Raw genomic sequence first — 20207 nt, forward strand, 5'->3', positions numbered from 1 at the left:
GTCGCGGGCTTTCAAAGATGGATCAGGCTACCTTGGCGAAACCGGATCGCGCCCGCGTTTGGAAAAGAAGCCAACCTTAACAAGTATAGAGACGACAATCGTCACTGACCGTACCAGTGCCGCTTCTTTGCCACCACCGCAGCAAACAGGGGCCCATCCCCGGCCCTCACACCCATCACTTGCCGCAAAGAATTGCTGTTGCGCATATCAAGGGGCGGCTTGCAGTTTTTGATCAATCTGACAGCCGCGCGGCAAACAAGTGGCAGATGGTTCAAGACTTCCGCGACCACGCAAATTGAACAACCCATCGCTGTCAGTTGCCTGCGCGTTCCATCAATGCGACTGGCGCAAGCATGATCGCTGTGGCCTCTTGGGCCAGCAGCATTGTCCCCGGAAGAAGCCCCGCCCGCCCAGAGGGATCCGTCTCAAGGTTACGTCGCACGGCTTCGGTTTGCTTGAGAAAGCTGATAACTGAGGGCGATGTCAGCGCAGCAAGATGGTTCGAAGCCGCGTCTTGGGCGGACGACAGGTTGATGACTGTCACATTCAACCCGGCCACCTCCTCAACGCCCGTTATATTTCCAAGACGCCTGGGAACGCCCGTCAACCGTGCGGACAGTCGCAAGGCGGGATCGTTCTGCGAGGTGAAAATGACAAACGGATCAGGCAAGTCACCGATGGCCTCTGCCTGAGCGCGAAACACCGACGGGGCAATGTCTGGCGAGAGCAGGACCACCGCAGATATCCGCGACAACATTGCCTCGTCCTTGCGGATCGCCATTTGGCGCAGCACCTCCATCGTCAACTGGGCCCCCATCGAATGCGCGACAAGGACAATGTCGCGCGCGCCCGCACGCCCAAGATCCTCGAGCATCTGTTCAAGCCCGTCCCGCGCAATGAGAACTGCATCCCGATCTGCGGCATAGCCCAGAGGCGCCCCCCGCGACGGCCAAGCATAGTGAACGGTCAACGCGTCTATATCAAAGTCGCGGATCATCTGCGCAGTTCGAAATACCCCGTCCCCCAAGGTATTGTTGAACCCATGAATTGTGACCACCACTTCCTTGTCGGTGATCCGGTCCGAGGCCAAGGCGCGCGCGACCTCCTCGCGGAATGCAGCCCGACCAGAGAAAGAGACCACCTCGCGCGTCAAAAAATGCCTGTCAGGGTCCGGGTGCATACCCGGCAGCATCACAATCCCGGGCCTGCGCGTTTTTGGAACGCTGACGTCCACCCTTGCATAGGTCAGAGGCCCCGCAAACTTGGACGACCATCCCCCTGCCGCCTCTTGCGCGCGGGTGGTGCCGACATAGACCGGAACGATGATCTCTCCCGTCAGAGCGGCGGCATCGGGAACCATATCCGCACGCGGCGCGCATCCGGCAAGCCAGATCAAGACCACCCCGAAGCAAAGCCAGCGGTCCATCTTGTGGGCCTGAAAGATGGAAATGGCTGTGCGTGTGGGCATAAGGGCACTCTTCTTCCGACGACACCCAAAGGCCCTGACGGAACACACCTTTGGTTGAGGATTGACTTCGCAAGCTTCAGCCAGAAGGGTTATAGCAGGACCGGGGCCACCGATAGCGGCGTCCTGCTCAAAACGAGCATGTCCTCAGGGGCGATGACAGAACCGAAGCGATTTTTTAGACCTTTGTAGCGTGGGAGCCGACAAAGCCGATGTCAGGAAAAGCGTTCACCATGGGCACATCGCCCGAACCCAAAGGCACAATCGGGGCGGCCACGGCAAAATCCAGACGCGCAACCGAGATACGTGATATTTTCGCCGAGAATTACCTCGACTACCAGTATCGCTTTGTCGAATTTTTCGTCGAACATCTAGAAGACGTTAGCCGCGCCTTTCGTGGGGACCTACAGCAGATGCTTATTCTGGCCATCATCGGTCAGGTCACGCTCAGGGCGGTCCGCGATGCGGGTATTCGCGACCAAGACCCGTCCCTGTCAAACCTCGAGCGGCCGGGCATCAGCGCGTCCCGTATCGCCGATGTGACCGCCATTCCCCGCCAGACCGTGCGCCGCAAACTTGAACTTCTGCGGCAAAAGGGATGGATCACGCAGTTGCCAAACAACAGTTGGACAATGTGCCACCGGGACGGGATATCCGGGGCAAGGGTAGATCTGAATGAGGTGGATCAGCGCGCAATTGACCGGGTCGCGCGCCTCTTCACCGACCTTGAGGCGCTGGTGAATACGTGCCGCTGACGGGCACATTCCTGATGACCAGATGTTGAGGGAATAGAGCCGCGATGCGCCCGGGGTGACTGGCCATTTCGAGCGCCTCATCGCTTGCTCTAAATTCAAAGGGCACATAGCATTTCTGGCACGGTACCAAACGCGAGCGCCTGCAATGCCACCCAGAGCCTCTTATTCCGCCACGCGCGCATTCCGCGATGGACCTTGCCGGTGCAAGGCTTGCGCCCTTTCCACTTTTGCCCCGTGACGGAGACCCGGCAATGAGCCTCCGCCTGATGGTTTTCCTGGCCGCTCTCTCATTGACGACCTGCGACGACGACGAAGACCCGGCAGACCCCAAGCCGCCACGCGCTGTCCGCACCATGATCGTCGCCCAAGGGGGCGAGGACGCGTATCGAACCCTACCCGGCGTGCTGACCGCAGCCGAGACGATGCGCCTTGCCTTTCCCGTGGCGGGTAGGTTGATCGACGTGCCGCTGCGCGCGGGCGATCGGATGACCCAAGGAGAGGCGGTCGCCCGCCTTGATCCCGCCGACATCGAGCGGGAAATCACGGCTGCTGAGGCAAAACTTGCGGCAGCGCTTGCGCGCCTTGATGCCACGGACGCCGAATTTCAGCGACAGCGCACGCTATTTGAGCGCGGCCTTGTCGCACGCGCCGGGTTTGAACGCATCTCGGCGGATCTTTCCGCCGCCTTGGCCGACCGCCGTGTGGCAGAGACAGACCTTGCCGCCGCGCGCGACCGGCTGGACCGCATCACGCTGCGCGCTCCACGCGAGGGCGTGGTGACGGCCCTGCTGGCCAATCGGTTCGAGGAGCTTGCAGCGGGCCAGCCTGTCTATGAGGTTGCCGTGACGGCGGCGCTTCAGGCCGAGGTGCTCGCCCCCGAGGCGCTCTTGGCCCTGATCGCGCCGGGAACGCCGGTCGCGGTGCGGCTACCCGCTTTCCCCGACCAAAGCTTTGCCGCCGAAGTGACAGAAATCGCCGCTGACGCCGAGGCGGGTGTCGCTTACCGCGTCAAGGCGCGACTGGCTGATCCGCCCGAAGGCGCAAAGACCGGGTTTTCGGCGGCCGTCCTATTCACGCTGCCGCGCGCTGCCGGTGCCATCGACATACCCTTGTCCGCACTGATCTTTGCAGACACGCGATCCGAACCGACAGCGGGCGACAGCGCAACCGTCTACGTCTTTGACGAGGCCACCGGCACCGTGCGGGCGCGCCAAGTGCGCATCGACGGGGTGGTCGGCACTGACCTGCTGGTGACAGAGGGGCTATCGCCCGGCGAACACGTCGTGACCGCCGGAGTTGCTCTTTTGAGCGATGGTGAACCCGTGCGCCTCTGGAGCCTGCCGGAATGACAGGCTTGACCCGCGCCGCGCTGGATCGCTGGCGGCTGGTGCTGGCGGTGACGCTGGTGCTGATTGTGACCGGGGTGATGACCTATTTCACCCATCCCAGCCAAGAAGATCCAGAAATCACCATTCGCACCGCGGTGGTGACGGCCCGCTTTCCCGGTATGTCAGCAGAGCGCGTCGAACAGCTTTTGGTCAAACCCATCGAAGAGGCCGCGCGCCAGATTGCCGAGGTCGACACCATCGAGAGTGCCGCACAGACCGGCTTTGCGACCGTCAAGGTCGAGCTGCGATCTGAGGTGACGCTGGTCAAGCCGGTCTGGACCACGCTGCGCAACCGGATGGACGATCTCGCCCCCTCTTTGCCCGAGGGGACGGTGGGCCCGCAGGTCAATGATGACTATGGGCGCGTGGCCGTGACCACGCTCGCGCTGCATGGTGCGGATTTCTCTGCAGCTGAATTACGCGCAACGGCCAGATGGCTGCGTGATCGCCTGGCGACGGTGCCCCTGATTGGGCGCATTGACCTTTACGGCGTGCAGGACGAGCGGATCTGGATCGAGTTCGACCGCGCCCGTCTCGATCAGGCCGGACTAACGGTTGAGAGAATGCTCGATGCTGTAGCAGATCAGAACCTCATCCTTTCGGCGGGCGCGCTTCAGACCGAGGCAGGGTTTCGCTATGCGCTGAGCACCGATGGGGCCTTTGAGGATTGGCGTGCCATTGGTGACGTGCCAGTGCCTCTGCCTTCAGGTGGCACCACAGTCTTGCGCGACCTTGCGCAGATTTCGCGCGGCTATATCGAGCCGGTGCGCAATCCGGTGTTCTTCAACGGCAATCCAGCGGTGACGCTTGGGGTGTCGATGGTGGAAGGTGGCGCAATCCAAACCTTCGGTGCGGGCCTTGAGGCCGCGCTCACAGACCTGCGCAGCGCCCTGCCCCTTGGCCTTTCCCTTGATCTTGTGACCCATCAGCCGCCCATTGTGGCCGCCTCTGTTGCCGATGCCACCGAGAACCTGTTGCAAACCATCGCCACTGTGATGGCGGTGGTGATCCTCTTTCTGGGGATGCGCGCCGGGCTGATCGTCGGGGCAATCGTGCCGCTCAGTATCGTGCTGGCGCTGGTGGGCATGGCGCTCTGGGGTATTCCGCTGCACCGCATTTCGATTGCGGCGGTGATCATCGCGCTCGGCCTTTTGGTGGATAACGGCGTGGTCATGGCCGAGGATATAAAACGGCGCATCGACGGCGGCACCACACCGCGCGACGCCGCGCTCGAGGCCAGCCGCACGCTTGCGATTCCGCTTTTGACCTCGTCATTGACCACAATCCTTGCCTTTCTTCCTTTGATGCTGGCCAGCGACGCGACGGGCGAATTCCTGCGCGCCTTGGCACAAGTGCTGGCGCTGACATTGATGGCAAGCTGGCTTTTGTCGGTGACAGTCACGCCCCTTTTATGCGTGCGCTTTTTGCGATCCACGCAGGGCCCAACAGAAGCGGCGCCGGGTCGCGGTACGCGGCTTTATCAGGCGGCGCTGCGCCGGGCCTTGGGGGCGCGGGCACTTGTGCTTCTTGCCACGCTTTTCGCCTTTGCCGTGGCGCTTGCGGCGCTAGGCCGTGTGCCCACCGGCCTTTTGCCCCCCTCGGAGCGGGCACAATTCGTGCTGAGCCTTGAATTGCCCGCTGGCATCTCCGAAGACGAAACCGCGCGTGTCGCGCGCCGCCTCGCAGGCTTTCTTGGCGACACCACCGCCAACCCCGAAATCGTTGGCAATGTGGTCTATGTGGGGGCTGGCGGACCGCGCTTCTTTCTCGCGCTCTCCCCCCTAGACCCTGCGCCACATATTGCCTTTGCCGTTGTGAACATTGCTGATGCCACGTCCGTGTCTGTCGTGCGTGAACGTGTCGAGAACTGGATGGCCGCCAATCTACCCGAAGCGCGCGGCTGGACAGAGCTGCTATTCCTTGGAAAAACACCGCCCGGAACGGTCGAAATACGCCTCATTGGCGGCGATGCCGACGCCTTGTTCTCGACGGGTCGGGTGGTCGAGGGGGTCTTTCGCGACATAGACGGCACGCGGCAGATCCGTGGTGACTGGGCCAATCCCGTTCTGCAACTGACGGTCCTGATCGACGAGGCGCGTGCCCGGCGCGCGGGCGTCGCACCATCGGCCGTTGCCCGCACCCTCGCGGCGCGTTTTGACGGGGCGCATGTGACGGATTACCGCGAAGGCGACCGTGTAATTCCAGTGGTGATCCGCGCCGAACAAGAGGCGCGCAACAGTCTGGATGCGCTCGCCGATGTGACGGTGTTGTCAGGGGATGGCGTGGCGGTGCCCCTCTTGCAGATCGCCGACTACGGCGGAGAGTTGCAGCCTTGGGTGATCCGACGTGTGCAACAAGAGCGCGCCCTGACCATCTCGGCCCTGCGCCCCGGCCTATCAGCCGCAGAGTTGCTCGCCGAGGTCGCGCCAAGGCTTGAGGCGCTGGACCTGCCACAGGGCATCCGCTGGGAGCCGGATGGCGAAGTCGTCGCAAAGGCGGACGCCAATGCCGCGCTTTTTGCGACACTGCCACAGTGCCTGCTGGGCATCGTTTTATTGTTGATCTGGCAGTTCGCCAGCTTCCGCCGCCCGGCGATCATCTTTGCCACGATTCCGCTCGTGCTGGTGGGGGTGGCCCCCGGCATGTTGCTGATGAAGGGAACCTTGGATTTCAATGCGCTTCTTGGTGTGCTGTCACTCGCGGGGATCATCATCAATAACGGCATTGTCCTGATCGAGCGCATAGATGCCGAGCGGGCCCACAATGATGACCTTGGGCAAGCACTGGTCACGGCCTGTGCGGCGCGCCTGCGCCCTATTGTGATGACAACGCTTACCACCATCCTCGGACTGCTGCCGCTGCATCTCTTTGGTGGGGAACTATGGCGCGGCATGACCATCGTGATGATGTACGGTCTGGGCGTGGGCACGCTCTTGACCCTTTTCGTCGTGCCTTGCCTCTATGCAACGATCTTTGCCGACCAGCGACGCAGTCGTCACCGGCCTGCGGTGCCATAGACCCGCTGGACCGCAACAAAGATCATTGCCGTCGTCCAACCAACGATAATCGTGCCATTGGTCGCCGCAAAGGCACCCAGCAATCGCCAATCCGGTCCCAGAACCACATCGCCATAGCCAAGCGTGGTGAATGTGACGGTTGTGAAATAAAGCGCCTCTTCGACACCGCCAAGAGCGCCCAATCCGATCAGCAACATGGCCCAGAACCAGCACTGCGCGCAGATGGACAGAAAGAACCACATCACAACAGAGATCACGGCCAAGGCCTTGGTCACGGCTCTCTTTGGCATACGCGACGCCCTGCGCCCGAACCGCGCTGCCACCACCATAAACCCTGCATGAATGGCGACAGTGACCGAAATCGCCAACATTCCAATCGCAAGTTGGGGCAAGATCATGCTTGGGTCCAGATACTATGGCAGTCGCGGGCTTTCCCCCGCCGTGTCACAGGTTAGGGAGCACAGATTGCTTATGCGGCCCGCATCATAGGGCGGTCAATGCCCTTCTGATCACAAGGCCTTAGCGCGCCAAAGCTGCCTTGCGCGTGACGCGGCTGGCGTCCCACCCTTTGTGATGTCAGGCGCGGGCGTCCTCTAGAATCATCTGTGCTGCCTTTTCGGCGATCATCACGGTCGGCGAATTTGTATTGCCAGAGGTGATGGTGGGCATGATCGACGCATCGGCGATGCGCAGGCGCCTGAGCTGTTTCAGCCGCAGGCGTGGATCGACCACCGCAGCCTCATCCGCCCCCATCCGGCAGGTGCCGACCGGGTGAAAGATCGTGGTGCCGATATCACCTGCGGCGCGGATTAGGTCATCGCGGCTCTGATACGTGGGGCCGGGCCGATATTCCTCGGGGTGATACTGCGCGAAGGCGGGTTGCGCGACAATCCTGCGCGTCAATTGGATGGCGCGGGCCGCGACATCGCGGTCTGCCTCTGCAGACAGGTAATTTGGGCGAATAGAGGGGGCCGCACGGAAATCAGGGCCGGTCACATGCACACTGCCTCGGCTCTCGGGGCGCAGGTTGCAGACGCTGGCCGTCATCGCGGGAAAGGGGTGTACCGGATCGCCGAACTTATCAAGGCTGACGGGCTGCACATGGTATTGCAGGTCTGGCGTTTCTTTTTCCGGACCCGATCGGGTAAAGATACCCAATTGGCTGGGAGCCATCGACATTGGCCCCGAGCGGGACAGAAGATACTCCAACCCGATCCCCAGCTTGCCGCGCAGGCTGCTGGCCTTTTCGTTCAATGTCGGCACTCCGTGAACCTTGTAGACAAGACGCAATTGCAGATGGTCCTGCAGATTGCCCCCCACCTGCGGCACCTCGACCACGGGCGCGATACCTGCGTTCTGCAGCACCGCACCACCACCGATGCCCGACAGCTCCAACAAGGCCGGAGAGCCGATAGCGCCCGCGCATAGCACGGTTTCGCGGGCGGCGTGGGCGGTGATGCTGCGGCCCTCGTGGTGATAGACCACGCCCTTGACCTCGCCCTCTGCAATGATCAGCCGTTCCGCCTGTGCGCCGGTTAAAATATGCAGGTTCTTGCGCGCCTTGGCCGGGCGAAGAAAAGCCTTGGACGTGTTCCAGCGAATGCCAGCCCGTTGATTGACCTCGAAATAGCCGCCGCCCTCATTATCGCCGGAATTGAAATCGTCGGTACGCGGGATGCCCGCCTGTTCGGCCGCCTCAAGGAAACTATCCAGCACCTGCCACCGCACGCGGGTCTTTTCCACCCGCCATTCGCCCCCTGCCCCGTGCAAATCGCTGTCACCTGCGTGATGATCCTCGGCGCAGCGAAAAAGCGGCAGCACATCGTCCCATCCCCAGCCGGTGCAGCCCATCTGCGCCCATTGGTCATAGTCGCGCGCCTGACCGCGCATGTAGATCATGCCGTTGATCGAAGAGCAGCCCCCCAACACTTTGCCGCGCGGATAAAGCAGCGAGCGGCCATTCAAACCCGGCTCTGGCTGAGTGCGAAACCGCCAGTCGGTGCGGGGATTGTCGATACAATAGAGGTATCCGACCGGGATGTGAATCCAGTGGTAATTGTCGCTCCCTCCTGCCTCGAGCAAGAGCACACGGGTTGCCGGGTCTGCCGATAGCCGGTTGGCAAGCACGCAGCCCGCACTGCCCGCCCCAATCACGATGTAATCATATTGATCCATACGCCTACTCCATTCCCTGCCGCATGACGACACGAGTCACCGAACCGGACATGACCGGTCGTTCTTAGATCAGAAATGGGCCGGGCTGTTCAACGCAGCCCGGCCAATGGGTCAGTTTTCAGGATTGAATCCCAGACGCCGCCCCAGACGCGAGGCGTAGAATTCACCCACAAGACCCCGGCGGAACAGCAGCACGCAGACCATGAACACGACGCCCGTGATGATCGTCACCGGAAAGTCAGAGGTGGCGAGATAGTTCTGCAAGGTGACGACAATGCCCGCGCCAAAGATCGGCCCGATCAGCGTGCCGATGCCGCCCAGCAAGGTCATCAGGATGACTTCGCCCGACATTTGCCATGTGACATCGGTCAGCGTGGCGAATTGAAACACCAGCGCCTTGATCCCACCCGCAAGGCCGGTCAATGCCGCTGACATCACAAAGGCCGCCAGTTTGTAACGCGCCACCGAATAGCCAAGCGAGGTTGCGCGGCTCTCATTCTCGCGGATCGACTTGAGGATCATGCCAAACGGTGAATTGACGATCCGCCAGATGATCAACATGCCCAAGAGGAACACACCCAACACAAAGTAATACATGTTGGTGGCCTCTGAGAGGTCGATGAAGCCAAACAGCACTCCGCGTGGTACGGATTGGATACCGTCCTCACCCTTGGTAAAGCCCGCCTGCAAGCAGAAGAAAAAGAACATTTGACTGAGGGCAAGCGTGATCATCGCGAAATAGATACCCTGACGACGAATGGCGATGGCACCCATAATCAGCCCCAGAACTGCAGCCCCCACAACGCCCAAAAGGATGCCAAACTCCGGCGACCAGCCCCATTCCTTGACCGCATGGGCGGTGAAATACGCAGCCCCGCCGAAAAACGCGGAATGCCCAAAGCTGAGCAGCCCGGTGTAGCCCAAGAGCAGGTTGAAGGCAGCTGCGAAGAGAGCGAAACACAGGAGTTTCATCACGAAGATCGGGTAGAGATAAAACGGAGCCACCAGCAGAAAGGCCAAGGCAATCAAAAGCAGCACGATCCGCACCGTCCCTGCATTGGGCAAGGTGGCAATGGTTTCGTTTGCAACGGGTTCAGATTTGCCTGCCATGTCACGCATCCTTTCCGAACAGACCTGCGGGACGCAGGATGAGGACAATCGCCATGATGACGAAAACCACGATGTTTGAAGCCTCGGGGTAAAAGACCTTGGTCAAGCCCTCAGCGATGCCCAGCATATAGCCCGTCACAATTGCGCCGAGGATGGACCCCATACCGCCCACAACCACGACCGCAAAGACGATGATGATGATGTTGGATCCCATCAGCGGGCTGACCTGATAGATGGGCGCCGCCAGAACTCCGGCAAAAGCTGCAAGGCTCGCACCCAGACCATAGGTGAAGGTCAGCAACAGCGGCACATTGACCCCAAAGCTCTGAACAAGCGTCGGATTCTCTGTCGCGGCCCTCAGGTAAGAGCCGAGTTTCGTCTTTTCGATCAAAAGCCAGACAGCGATACAGACGATCAGCGAGGCGACAACGACCCAGCCACGATAGATCGGCAGGAACATGAAGCCGAGGTTCACGCCGCCCGAAAGGGCCGCCGGGGTTGCATAGGGCTGGCCCGCCGCCCCATAGAAATAGCGGAACGTACCTTCGATCGTCAGGGCAAGGCCAAACGTAAAGAGCAGGCCATAAAGGTGATCCAGCTTGTAGAGGCGCGACAGCATCGTGCGCTCGACCAGAGCCCCCAACAGGCCCACGATCACAGGGGCAAGGATCAGCGCCGACCAATAACCCAGACCAAGCCAGAGCGACAGCAGATAGGCCGCAAAGGCACCCAGCATATATTGCGCCCCATGGGCAAAGTTGATCACCCGCAAGAGACCAAAGATCACCGCAAGGCCCAGGCTGAGCAGCGCGTAGAACGAGCCATTGATGAGCCCAACCAGAAGCTGCCCAAAGAGGGCGGCTGTGGGCACTCCGAATATCGTTATCATCTCACACTCCCAGAGCTTGGTTCAGGTCTTCACGGCGCGCCTCAAGGTCGCCCACCGGGAATTCCATCGCCATCTGTCCGTGATCCATCAGGTAAAAACGGTCCGCGACCCGGCTGGCAAAGCGAAAATTCTGCTCGACCAGTACAACCGTCATACCCCGGCTCTTGAGTTCGGTCAGCACCTCGCCAATGGCGTCGATGATGACCGGGGCAAGGCCCTCTGTCGGCTCGTCCAAAAGCAGACAGCGCGCGCCCGTGCGCAGAATCCGGGCCATCGCCAACATCTGCTGTTCGCCACCCGAGAGTTTCGTGCCGGGGCTGTTGCGCCGCTCTTTGAGATTGGGGAAGAGGCGAAAGATCTCCTCGACCGTCATGCCACCTTCGGCCACCTTTGGCGGTAGCATAAGGTTTTCCTCGACGTTCAGCGTCGCGAATATCCCACGTTCTTCGGGGACAAATCCCAATCCGGTATGCGCTGTGCGATGCAGGGGCATGGTCATCAGATCCTGCCCGGCAAACCGCATCTGGCCCGTGCGCTTGCGCAAGATACCCATGATGGTGCGCAGCGTCGTGGTCTTGCCCATGCCATTGCGGCCAAGAATACAGATGGTCTCGCCTTCGTTCACATGCAGGTTGACGCCATGCAGAATATGGCTTTCGCCATACCACGCATGCAGGTCCGTGACCTTCAAAAGCGGTTCGCTCATGCCTCGCTCCCCATATACGCGCTGCGCACGACCGGGTCTTTCGAGACGCTATCGTAATCGCCCTCAGCGATGATCTCGCCCCGTTGCAAAACGGTGACATGGTGGCAAATGTCGGCCACAACCGACAGGTTATGTTCAACCATCAGCACGGCGCGGTGCTGCGCGACATCGCGTATGATATTCGCCACAAGCTTCACATCCTCGCGCCCCATCCCCGCCATCGGCTCGTCCAGCAACAGGACTTCGGGGTCGAGGGCCAGCGTGGTTGCGATTTCCAGCACACGTTTGCGGCCATAAGACAGATCAGACGCGCGGGTATCGCGGTATTCGCGTAGCCCCAGATCATCAATCAAAACATCCGCCCGCGCATTCAGACGGTCCAGCGCCGACATCGGCAGCCAGAATTGGGTTGCCAGATTGTTGGGGCGTTGCAGCGCAACGCGCACGTTTTCCAGCACCGTCAGATGCGGAAACACGGCGGAAATCTGAAAAGACCGGACAAGGCCCATCCGGGCGACACGGTCAGGCTTCATCTTTGTTATATCCGCCCCAAGCAAGGTGATCTTGCCCCGGGTGGGTTGCAGGAACTTGGTCAGCAGGTTGAACACCGTCGTCTTGCCCGCGCCATTCGGGCCGATCAGCGCGTGGATGCGCGCGTGCTGCACGTCAAGATCGACGTTGTTCACAGCGGTGAAACCCGAGAAGTCCTTACCAAGACCGCGGGCGGAAAGTACCACCCGCGGTTGGTCCTGCTTGCTCACAGGATGTGCGGTCATCAGCCTGAGATGCCTTACTGCGTCACGAGCGGGCAACCGCTCTCGGCAGGTTTGATATAGGCCACATCGCCGGGGATCGTGGAGAGGACGTTATAGTAATCCCACGGCTCGGTGATCTGATCGGGCGCTTTGACTTCCATCAGGTAGACGTCCTTGATCATGCGACCGTTCGCAGCGACAACACCGTTCTCAGCAAAAAGGTCCTGCACGGGCAGTTCTTTCAGCTTGGCGGCGACCGCTTCGGTCTCATCCGTACCGGCAGCTTCAATCGCCTTGAGATACGATGTCACGGCCGAATAGGTCGCGGCATGGATCATGTTGGGCATCGCCTGCGTGCGCTCAAGGAAACGCTTGCCGAATTCGCGCGAAGCGTCGGTGCGGTTCCAGTAGAAGCTCTCGGTCAGGGTCAGACCCTGTGCTGCCTCTGCACCCAGACCATTCACCTCGGACAGCGTGAACAACAGCGCAGCGAGACGCTGGCCCCCTTGCACGATCCCGAATTCAGCAGCTTGCTTGATAGCGTTCTGCGTATCGGCCCCGGCATTCGCCAGACCGATCACCTTGGCACCAGAAGCCTGCGCCTGAAGCAGGAAGGACGAGAAATCTGTAGACGCCAGCGGGTGGCGGACTGCGCCGACAACTTCACCGCCGTTCGCCTTGACGAAATTGCCGGTGTTCTCTTCCAGCGAATAGCCAAAGGCATAGTCAGCAGTCAGGAAATACCAGGTATCGCCGCCCTGCTCGACCAGTGCGCCACCGGTACCCACAGCCAGAGCGTGGGTGTCATAAGCCCAATGAAAGCCGTAAGGCGAACACTGAGCGCCGGTCAGTTCGGTGGTGGCAGCGCCAGTTGTGATGGTGATCTTGTTGGCCTCTTTCGAGAGCGCCTGAACAGCAAGAGCGACCGAAGATGTGGTCAGCTCCATGATGCTGTCGACCTGCTCGGTGTCATACCACTGACGCGCGATGTTCGAGGCGATATCGGCCTTGTTCTGGTGGTCGGCGGTGGTCACTTCGACCGGCGCGCCCAAAACGGTGCCACCAAAATCCTCGACCGCCATCAGGGCGGCTTCATAGGAATAGCGGCCGCCAAAGTTCGCATAGACGCCGGACTGATCGTTCAGGATGCCGATCTTGACCTTGTCGTCGCTGACCTGTGCCAGCGCAGGCGCGGCCAAAAGGCCGATGGCCGCCACGGATGTAAGCAGTTTACGCATGAGTATCCTCCCAAACCAACCTTCGGCTGCAACTCCCGTTCACCGGGCGCCCAAAGGTTGTGTCATCATTTCAATTCTAGTCCCCGACCGCCTCCCCAGACGCATCGGTGCCCTAGTGATACAGGTTTTAAAGTTTGACACAACAGTTCACTTTTATCTAATTTCATACACTATCTGTACGAAAATGAACAGGCTGGCGATATGGCGCATCTGACATGGGATGATCTGCAATTCTTTTTGGCAGTTGCGCGCGAAGGTCAGCTCTCGCGCGCAGCGCGGCAATTGCAAACCAGCCATGTGACCGTTTCCCGCCGGATAGACCGGCTAGAGGCGGGTCTTGACCTGCGCCTCTTTGAACGAAATCCACGCGGTTATGAACTGACCAGCAATGGGCGGCGGCTGGTTGAAACCGCCGAGCGCATGGAGGAAGAAGCAGAGCGTCTTTTGCTGGATCTTACGGGAGACATCAGCGCGCAGCGGGGCCTGCTGCGTGTGGCCATGCCCGAGGGCTTCGCCAGCTTCTTCAGCGAAAGCCTGCTGCCGGGGTTCATGGACAAATTTCCCAACATCGCGCTAGAGCTGATCACACTTCCGCAGGTCATGTCCCTGTCGCGCCGCGAGGCTGATCTGTCGGTCACCCTTGATCCGACAAAGGCGTCACCCTACCATTCCGAAAAGATCGTGGACTACGCGCTCAGGGTCTATGGCACCCGCCAGTATTTGGGCAACCACATCCCCATCACCACGCCCGATCATCTGCTCGACCATCCCTTTGCCGGATATATCGAGGATATGATCTTTGCCCGCGGCCTCGATTATCTGGGGGATGTCCACCCCAAGATCAGGCCAGTGTTCAAAAGCTCTTCGATCTTCAATCAACTGGCGGCCGTGCGGGCGGGTCTCTGCCTCTGCGTGCTGCCCTGCTATATCGCGCGGCATTATGACGATCTGGTGCCGGTCCTGCCGTCAGAGATCACCATCCTGCGCAGCTATTGGCTGACCTGTCACCGGGATGTACGCGCCATGCTGCGCGAGCGTGCGGTGATGGAGTTCATCAAGACGCATATGCAAATCCATCGCGATCATCTTTTGCCTTGGCCGGTAGTTTAACCGGGATTAGCCCAGCAAAACAATCAGATGCCCTCGGAGGCGCAGAGCGTCGCGTGATCTGCCCATATCCAAGACGTCACGCCACGCGCGAGGTTGAGCCTTGCATCAAGCGCAAAGAACTTGCTTGCGCATGTCTGGGCCAAGCTGCTTTTCAGCGGTCAGATAAAGGTGAAATCATCCACGGTAAGCTGCGCGGCGGTGATCCCCTCGACGAGAATGGTATTGCCATTCACCGTCATCTGCGCGCCCGCAGCTGAATTGACGATATTCATCGCCACCACGAACCCGGCAAGCCCATTGCCGCCGTTGTTGATATTCTCGACGCCAGTATCGGGATCAAAGCGGCGGATCAGGAAGCTGTCGATCCCATCTTCGAAATCTGTGATGACATCCGCCTCGCCGTCGAAAAAGGACGAAAAGACGAACTGATCTGCGCCCGTTCCACCGGTGATCACGTCATTTCCTGCACCTGCGTTGATCGTGTCATTGCCCGCGCCGCCGTCGATGGTGTCGTTACGGCCGCCACCAGCAAGGAAATCATTGCCCTCGCCGCCGAGGATGCTGTCGTCGCCTTCACCGCCGCCGACGCGGTCATCCCCCGCACCGGCATCAATCGTGTCGCGCCCGGTGCCACCGCCGATGTCATCCGCGCCGTTGCCTGCGTCAATCAGGTCGTTGCCAAAGCTGCCCGACATGCTGTCATTGCCATCGCCGCCGGACAGGGTGTCATTTCCTGCGCCACCAGCCACCACGTCATTGCCAGTGCCGCCGGACACGGAGTCGTCTCCGAACCCGGCCCCGATGATGTCATCGCCTTCACCGCCGCGAAGCGTATCATTGCCCAGCCCACCGCCCATACTGTCATCACCGGGGCCGCCGCTTACGTCGTCGTCACCATCCGCACCGGCGAGCGTGTCATTGCCCTCACCCCCCGACAGAGTGTCGTTTCCATCTTCGCCAAAGACGCCGTCATTTCCGCCAAGTCCATTGATCGAGTCGTTGCCGCCCTGTGCGCTCAACGTATCGTCACCAGAGCTGCCGATGATCGTATCGTCACCCACTGTTCCCGTCTCTAGCCGTCCGGCGGGCGGTAAGGTTAACACTTGCGCAAGGGTGAGCGTGCCATCCGAAAAGCGGAACTGCTCGATGCCATCGACCGTGTCCCGGCCTTCGGAAGAGACAAGCGACAAAGAGGTGCCCTCTTGAGCTATCCTGACCTCGGTTGAGGGGATTGTGAACACCGCCACATCAAAGCCTGCGCCCCCAATAAGGCGGTCATTGCCAAGGCCGCCCTCCAACGTATCATTGCCCTCCCCCGCGCTCAGCGTATCATCGCCCTCTCCACCGCTCAGCACGTCGTTCCCGGCTAAACCTGAAAGGCTGTCACGCCCGGCCCCACCCAAGATTTGATCGCCTTCGGATGTGCCCGAAACGGTGTCATTCCCATCCCCGCCGATCACGCGTTCAAACCCCGCAAAACTGCCCGATGTGGCAACTGCAACATCCACCAAGGCGATCTGAAACGCCGCAAAGCTGCTGTCTTGCAGCGTAGGCAAGACCCTGCTCAGGTCATCGGCGCTATTGGCTTGGCTCGGGTTGGCCTCGAACACGTCCAAAGGCGTCAGGGCGACACCACCAAAGATACGGGCCTCGGTGCCATCGCTCTCGGCGATGCCATCACCATTCGGGTCTAGCTCTGCCCAACGTGGGGCGCGGTCAATCAGCGTGCCGCTATAGATACCGGTGGCGAGGTTCAGGTTGATCGCGCCGGATGATGTGCCAAAGTCCAGCGTGTCAAAGCCAGAACCCCCATCAAGGGTCTTGCTGCCAAGTCCGACGACGACCGTATCATCCCCTGCCCCTGCAACGACGGTATCATCCCCTGCACCCGTGATGAGAATATCGTCACCATCTCCGCCCTCAAGGCTGTCATGGCCCGCACCGCCCGACAGCATGTTGTTCAGCGCATTGCCGATCAGACGGTCATCCGCGCCGGTGCCGATCACATTCTCTATGGAAATCAAAACATCAGTGCCAAAGGCACCTGTTGCGCTGCCGGTTTCCAGATTGACCGTCACAGCCCCGAAACTATCCGCAATAATCGCGCCGTCCAGACCGCCGGGACGGGCCCATGTGTAAGACGCGGTATCATTGCCTGCGCCCCCGTCAAGACGGTCATTCCCGGGACCGCCATGCAGCAAATCCTCGTCAGCGCCACCTTCGAGCGTGTCATTGCCCGCACCGCCATAAAGCTTGTCCCGGCCCTCTGCGCCGCGCAACGTGTCATTGCCGCCACGCCCGAGGATCTGCTCGGATCGGCTGCTGCCGTCTATCAGGTCGTTGAACTCTGTCGCGATGACCACCTCGAAGTTTTCCAAGGTCATATCGACCTGTTCCGAGTTGTTGACCGCCAGACCATTGAACGAAACTACCGTGCCCGCTGCAAGATTTGCGACGATCCGCGAGTTGAAATTCACATCGAAGGCAATCGTGTCATAGCCCGTGCCACCGTCAGCAGTGCCGCGAAACCGCTCGATCCGGACCACATCGTTATCCGCGCCCATGATCGCCGCATTGTCCCTACCGGCGTCGTCAAACACGGCAAAGTCATCCCCCGCACCACCCCGGAAAATACCGCCACCACCAGTGTTGAAATTGCCAATGTCATTGCCAAGCCCGGCATGCACATCGGCAAAGCCATTTTGCCCATCGAACCGATCGTTCCCGTCTTGCAAGAAGAAGAACGCCGTCGCACTGCCACCCGGGGCATAGATGGCGTGGTCGTCGAAATTACCGAGCGAGATTTCCTCAACCTCTCTGGGGCGCAGGGAAAAGAAAACATCCCCAGCATTGCGCAGGTCTTCGCCTTGAACGGTGGTTTTATGGGCCCGTAGGGTAAGGGAAATCGCGCTTTCCACACGGTAGAACCAACGCGCATCACCAACACCATCAAGTTGCAAGCGGTCAAAGCCACTGCCCCCCTTGACCTGAAGTGCCGTCGATCCGCCCTCAACCTCTTCGATCAGGATGAGGTCATCGCCTTCTCCGCCGTCGATGTTTTCCGTGCCCCCTGTGTGGATCACGTCATCGCCGCCCGCACCATGCAGCAGACGGGCGGTCGGCGCACCAAAGAGCGTATCCGCAAGATCCGACCCCATGAACCCTTCGACACCGTCAGTCGTATCCGTGGTGACGAGATTTCCCGCCAGATCAAACCGGCTGATGCGACCGGTGCCCGCATCAATCCGCACCGGGCCGCTGGCCTCGATCCCATCCATGTAGCTAAGAAGTTGTTGAAGGATCGACGGATCATCAGTCTGATCATTGATATCGAAACGGATCGTATTCGACGAGCTGGTGTAGGACACCACGTCAAAGCCGTCGCCGCCTATATAGTGATCGCTGATCCCAGCCTGTGCCGCGCTGCCCGAAATCATCACATCGGTATTGCCTGCGCCAGCATTGATCACATCCGCACCGCGCCCACCGATGATGTAATCATCCTCGCCGCCAGCGTCGATCGTGTCATTGCCGTCCAGACCCGTGATCACGTCGATCCCATCGCCTGTGTAGATCACGTTAGCCCCATCGGTCCCGCGGATCTTGTGATCCTGATCCGGAGAGGCAATGACATTTTCCACCGAACTCAGCGTGTCCTGCCCCTGCCCAAACGAAGTCCCCGCAATAAGATCGACTGTCAGTCTGGAATTGGCCCCTCTGAGCACCTGAAACGTATCCGTGCCCGCGCCGCCATTGGCTTGGTCGTCGCCACGCCCCGGCACCAGCACATCGTCGCCCGAACCGCCGTTGAGCTGATCGTTGAGGGTCGAGCCAAAGATCCGATCATTGCCACCAAGGCCATTCGCCACATGAAATCCGTTTACCGGAGTTCCCGTTGAATTGAGAAACAGAAGATCATCCTCGGCAAACCCATTTCGGTCACCATTCAGGACCGAACCGCCGATGAGCGCATTATTAAGGTCGGCCCCGCTAAAGGAGATATCCGTAAACACCACGTGGTCGCCATCCTGAAGGGCGACAAGAACGTCGATGCCGGTGTTGACCGCAGTTTGCGGCGCAAGATGGCTTACGATGATATCGCCGGTATCGGGATCACGGGCCAATTCGTACTCGGTGAAACTTGCCCCGAAATAGAACAGATCGTTGCCCGCGCCCCCCTCAAGCAGGTCAGAGCCAGCCCCGGCGATAAGCACGTCATTGCCGCCGCCGCCCAAGATCGTATCGCTTCCATCAAGACCATCAAGGATGTCATCGCCGCTGTCTCCGGCGAGCAGGTTCGCAACATCATTGCCCCAGCCGGTTGGCCCCTGATCGGCATTCCCCACGACGCCACCAAAAAAGGCATCCTCCACCGTGTCCAACAAGGGGATCGTGCCCAGCCCGTCAACGATGTATTCCAACAGGAAATCCTGAAGGGGCTGGATCAGCTGTTCGAAGGCATCCAACAGGTTGATCGAGGGAATAAGCGCATCAATCGCCGCTTCGGTGGCCTCGAGGATGCTGTCGAGGTTCAGGGTTTCGATGACGAAATCAATGATCGGATTGACGATCAGCCCAACCAGAAAATCGACCGCGTTCAACAGCGGTTGAATGGGGGCGAGAAGGGTTTCGGCGGCGCTGAGAGGGGCCTTGAGGAAATCAAACACCTTTCCGATTTCTTCAAGATCGACAAGCTCGCCAAGAATGCTTTCAAAATCAATGTCCACCAAGACAGCAAGAAACGCGTCCACCTCGGCCTTGACGTTGGTGTAGAGGGTCTGGACACCTTGGATCAGGTCGTTCCGCGCGGCCATTTGTGCTTCGACTGCCGCGTTCAATGCCGTGAAATTACCGCTCCAGCCTTCGGAGCCGCGGGTGGCCGCGTCAAGCGCGTCTGAAAAGTTTCCCGTCGCGGCAGAGGCGATTTCAAGTTGCCGCACGCGTAGGGTCAGCAAATCTGCCACGATGCTGAACGTGACCGCAGCACCTGTCAGCCCGGTCTCGATGGTCTCAACAAACTGGCCATCCGCTTCGGTCTCTGGGGTGGCCGTATTATCCTTGCCGCTGATTTGATCGAATTTGTCGTCGATCCTGTCAACGACCGGCTCGATGCGATTCAGCACTGTCTTGAGGGCCGTCACCGGCGTTTTGAGCGGAGAAACGAACCCGGCGACGGTCAAAAGATTGTTCACCGTGAAAAGGGAATCGTCGATATTCTCTGCTGTCTTATCCGCAGTCTTGTATTTCGTGACGCCGAACTGGGCTGCGGATATCAGCGTGCCAATGCGGAACGTCACATCCTGAAGCGCTTGTAATCTTAGGATTGTCTGATCTGTACGCGCCTTATAGGCGTCAAGTTCCAAGCCCATGAAAACGATCCTTTTGTCTCAGAGCCGAGAGAAATTCATCCCGGCAGAAACTGATATCATTGAAGAAAGGCGCAGATAATAATGACTGAGAATAGCATTTTGCACCCTTTCGGGCAAGCAAACCCCTCAGGGCTGCAGTCTGCTGATCGGAAATGGTCAGGGAGGCCGGCGTGGGGTGCCGTCGGTGCCTTGCCGCTCTGATTGTTGCCTCGAACCGAATTCATGTGACT

General features: G+C 59.9%; 13 protein-coding genes. 4 read left to right on the top strand and 9 right to left on the bottom strand.

All coding sequences use genetic code 11. The features are described 5' to 3' along the window. Positions 1–313: 313 nt before the first annotated feature. Positions 314–1468, bottom strand: a complete 1155-nt coding sequence (locus ACLGGT_RS18445; RefSeq protein WP_437197154.1) for an alpha/beta hydrolase — start codon at positions 1466–1468, stop codon at positions 314–316. Positions 1469–1698: 230 nt separating this feature from the next. On the opposite strand from ACLGGT_RS18445, the gene ACLGGT_RS18450 reads away from it, so the two are divergent. The 3 genes from ACLGGT_RS18450 to ACLGGT_RS18460 all read left to right on the top strand — a co-directional run bounded on the left by ACLGGT_RS18450 (position 1699) and on the right by ACLGGT_RS18460 (position 6625). Beyond that, on the top strand, positions 1699–2220 hold the full coding sequence (locus ACLGGT_RS18450) for a hypothetical protein (RefSeq protein ID WP_437197156.1): 522 nt from the start codon (positions 1699–1701) through the stop codon (positions 2218–2220). Between the two features lie 251 nt (positions 2221–2471). Next, positions 2472–3569, top strand: coding sequence for an efflux RND transporter periplasmic adaptor subunit (locus tag ACLGGT_RS18455; RefSeq protein WP_437197158.1), 1098 nt, complete (start codon positions 2472–2474; stop codon positions 3567–3569). After that, a complete protein-coding gene (locus ACLGGT_RS18460) occupies positions 3566–6625 on the top strand; it encodes an efflux RND transporter permease subunit (protein ID WP_437197161.1) in 3060 nt (1019 codons plus the stop codon). The genes ACLGGT_RS18455 and ACLGGT_RS18460 overlap by 4 nt, the downstream gene beginning before the upstream one ends. On the opposite strand, the gene ACLGGT_RS18465 is transcribed toward ACLGGT_RS18460, so the two are convergent. The 7 genes from ACLGGT_RS18465 to ACLGGT_RS18495 all read right to left on the bottom strand — a co-directional run bounded on the left by ACLGGT_RS18465 (position 6604) and on the right by ACLGGT_RS18495 (position 13498). Next, positions 6604–7023, bottom strand: coding sequence for an ion channel (locus tag ACLGGT_RS18465; RefSeq protein WP_050775790.1), 420 nt, complete (start codon positions 7021–7023; stop codon positions 6604–6606). The two genes, ACLGGT_RS18460 and ACLGGT_RS18465, sit on opposite strands and share 22 nt — an antisense overlap. A 178-nt stretch (positions 7024–7201) precedes the next feature. Next, positions 7202–8800 (bottom strand): GMC family oxidoreductase, encoded by a 1599-nt coding sequence (locus ACLGGT_RS18470; protein WP_437197163.1) that lies wholly within the window; start codon positions 8798–8800, stop codon positions 7202–7204. A gap of 111 nt (positions 8801–8911) precedes the next feature. After that, the gene (locus ACLGGT_RS18475) at positions 8912–9910 is read right to left on the bottom strand and encodes a branched-chain amino acid ABC transporter permease (RefSeq protein WP_437197164.1); all 999 of its coding nucleotides are present in this window, start codon (positions 9908–9910) and stop codon (positions 8912–8914) included. A 1-nt stretch (position 9911) separates the two neighbouring features. Further along, on the bottom strand, positions 9912–10799 hold the full coding sequence (locus ACLGGT_RS18480) for a branched-chain amino acid ABC transporter permease (protein ID WP_008283020.1): 888 nt from the start codon (positions 10797–10799) through the stop codon (positions 9912–9914). Between the two features lies 1 nt (position 10800). After that, positions 10801–11505 carry an ABC transporter ATP-binding protein gene (locus ACLGGT_RS18485; RefSeq protein ID WP_437197166.1) on the bottom strand — a complete coding sequence of 235 codons (705 nt, stop codon included), beginning with the start codon at positions 11503–11505 and terminating at the stop codon, positions 10801–10803. After that, the gene (locus tag ACLGGT_RS18490) at positions 11502–12281 is read right to left on the bottom strand and encodes an ABC transporter ATP-binding protein (RefSeq protein ID WP_008283023.1); all 780 of its coding nucleotides are present in this window, start codon (positions 12279–12281) and stop codon (positions 11502–11504) included. Before ACLGGT_RS18490 ends, ACLGGT_RS18485 begins: the two co-directional genes overlap by 4 nt. Before the next feature lie 14 nt (positions 12282–12295). Further along, a complete protein-coding gene (locus tag ACLGGT_RS18495; RefSeq protein ID WP_008283024.1) occupies positions 12296–13498 on the bottom strand; it encodes an ABC transporter substrate-binding protein in 1203 nt (400 codons plus the stop codon). Positions 13499–13699: 201 nt separating this feature from the next. Between ACLGGT_RS18495 and ACLGGT_RS18500 the strand changes: the two genes are divergently transcribed. Continuing rightward, on the top strand, positions 13700–14608 hold the full coding sequence (locus ACLGGT_RS18500) for a LysR family transcriptional regulator (protein ID WP_437197168.1): 909 nt from the start codon (positions 13700–13702) through the stop codon (positions 14606–14608). A 158-nt stretch (positions 14609–14766) separates the two neighbouring features. On the opposite strand, the gene ACLGGT_RS18505 is transcribed toward ACLGGT_RS18500, so the two are convergent. Further along, the gene (locus ACLGGT_RS18505) at positions 14767–19977 is read right to left on the bottom strand and encodes a calcium-binding protein (RefSeq protein WP_437197170.1); all 5211 of its coding nucleotides are present in this window, start codon (positions 19975–19977) and stop codon (positions 14767–14769) included. Between the last annotated feature and the right edge of the window lie 230 nt (positions 19978–20207).

This window comes from Roseovarius sp. MS2 (assembly GCF_051447875.1).
Lineage (GTDB): Bacteria > Pseudomonadota > Alphaproteobacteria > Rhodobacterales > Rhodobacteraceae > Roseovarius > Roseovarius mucosus_A.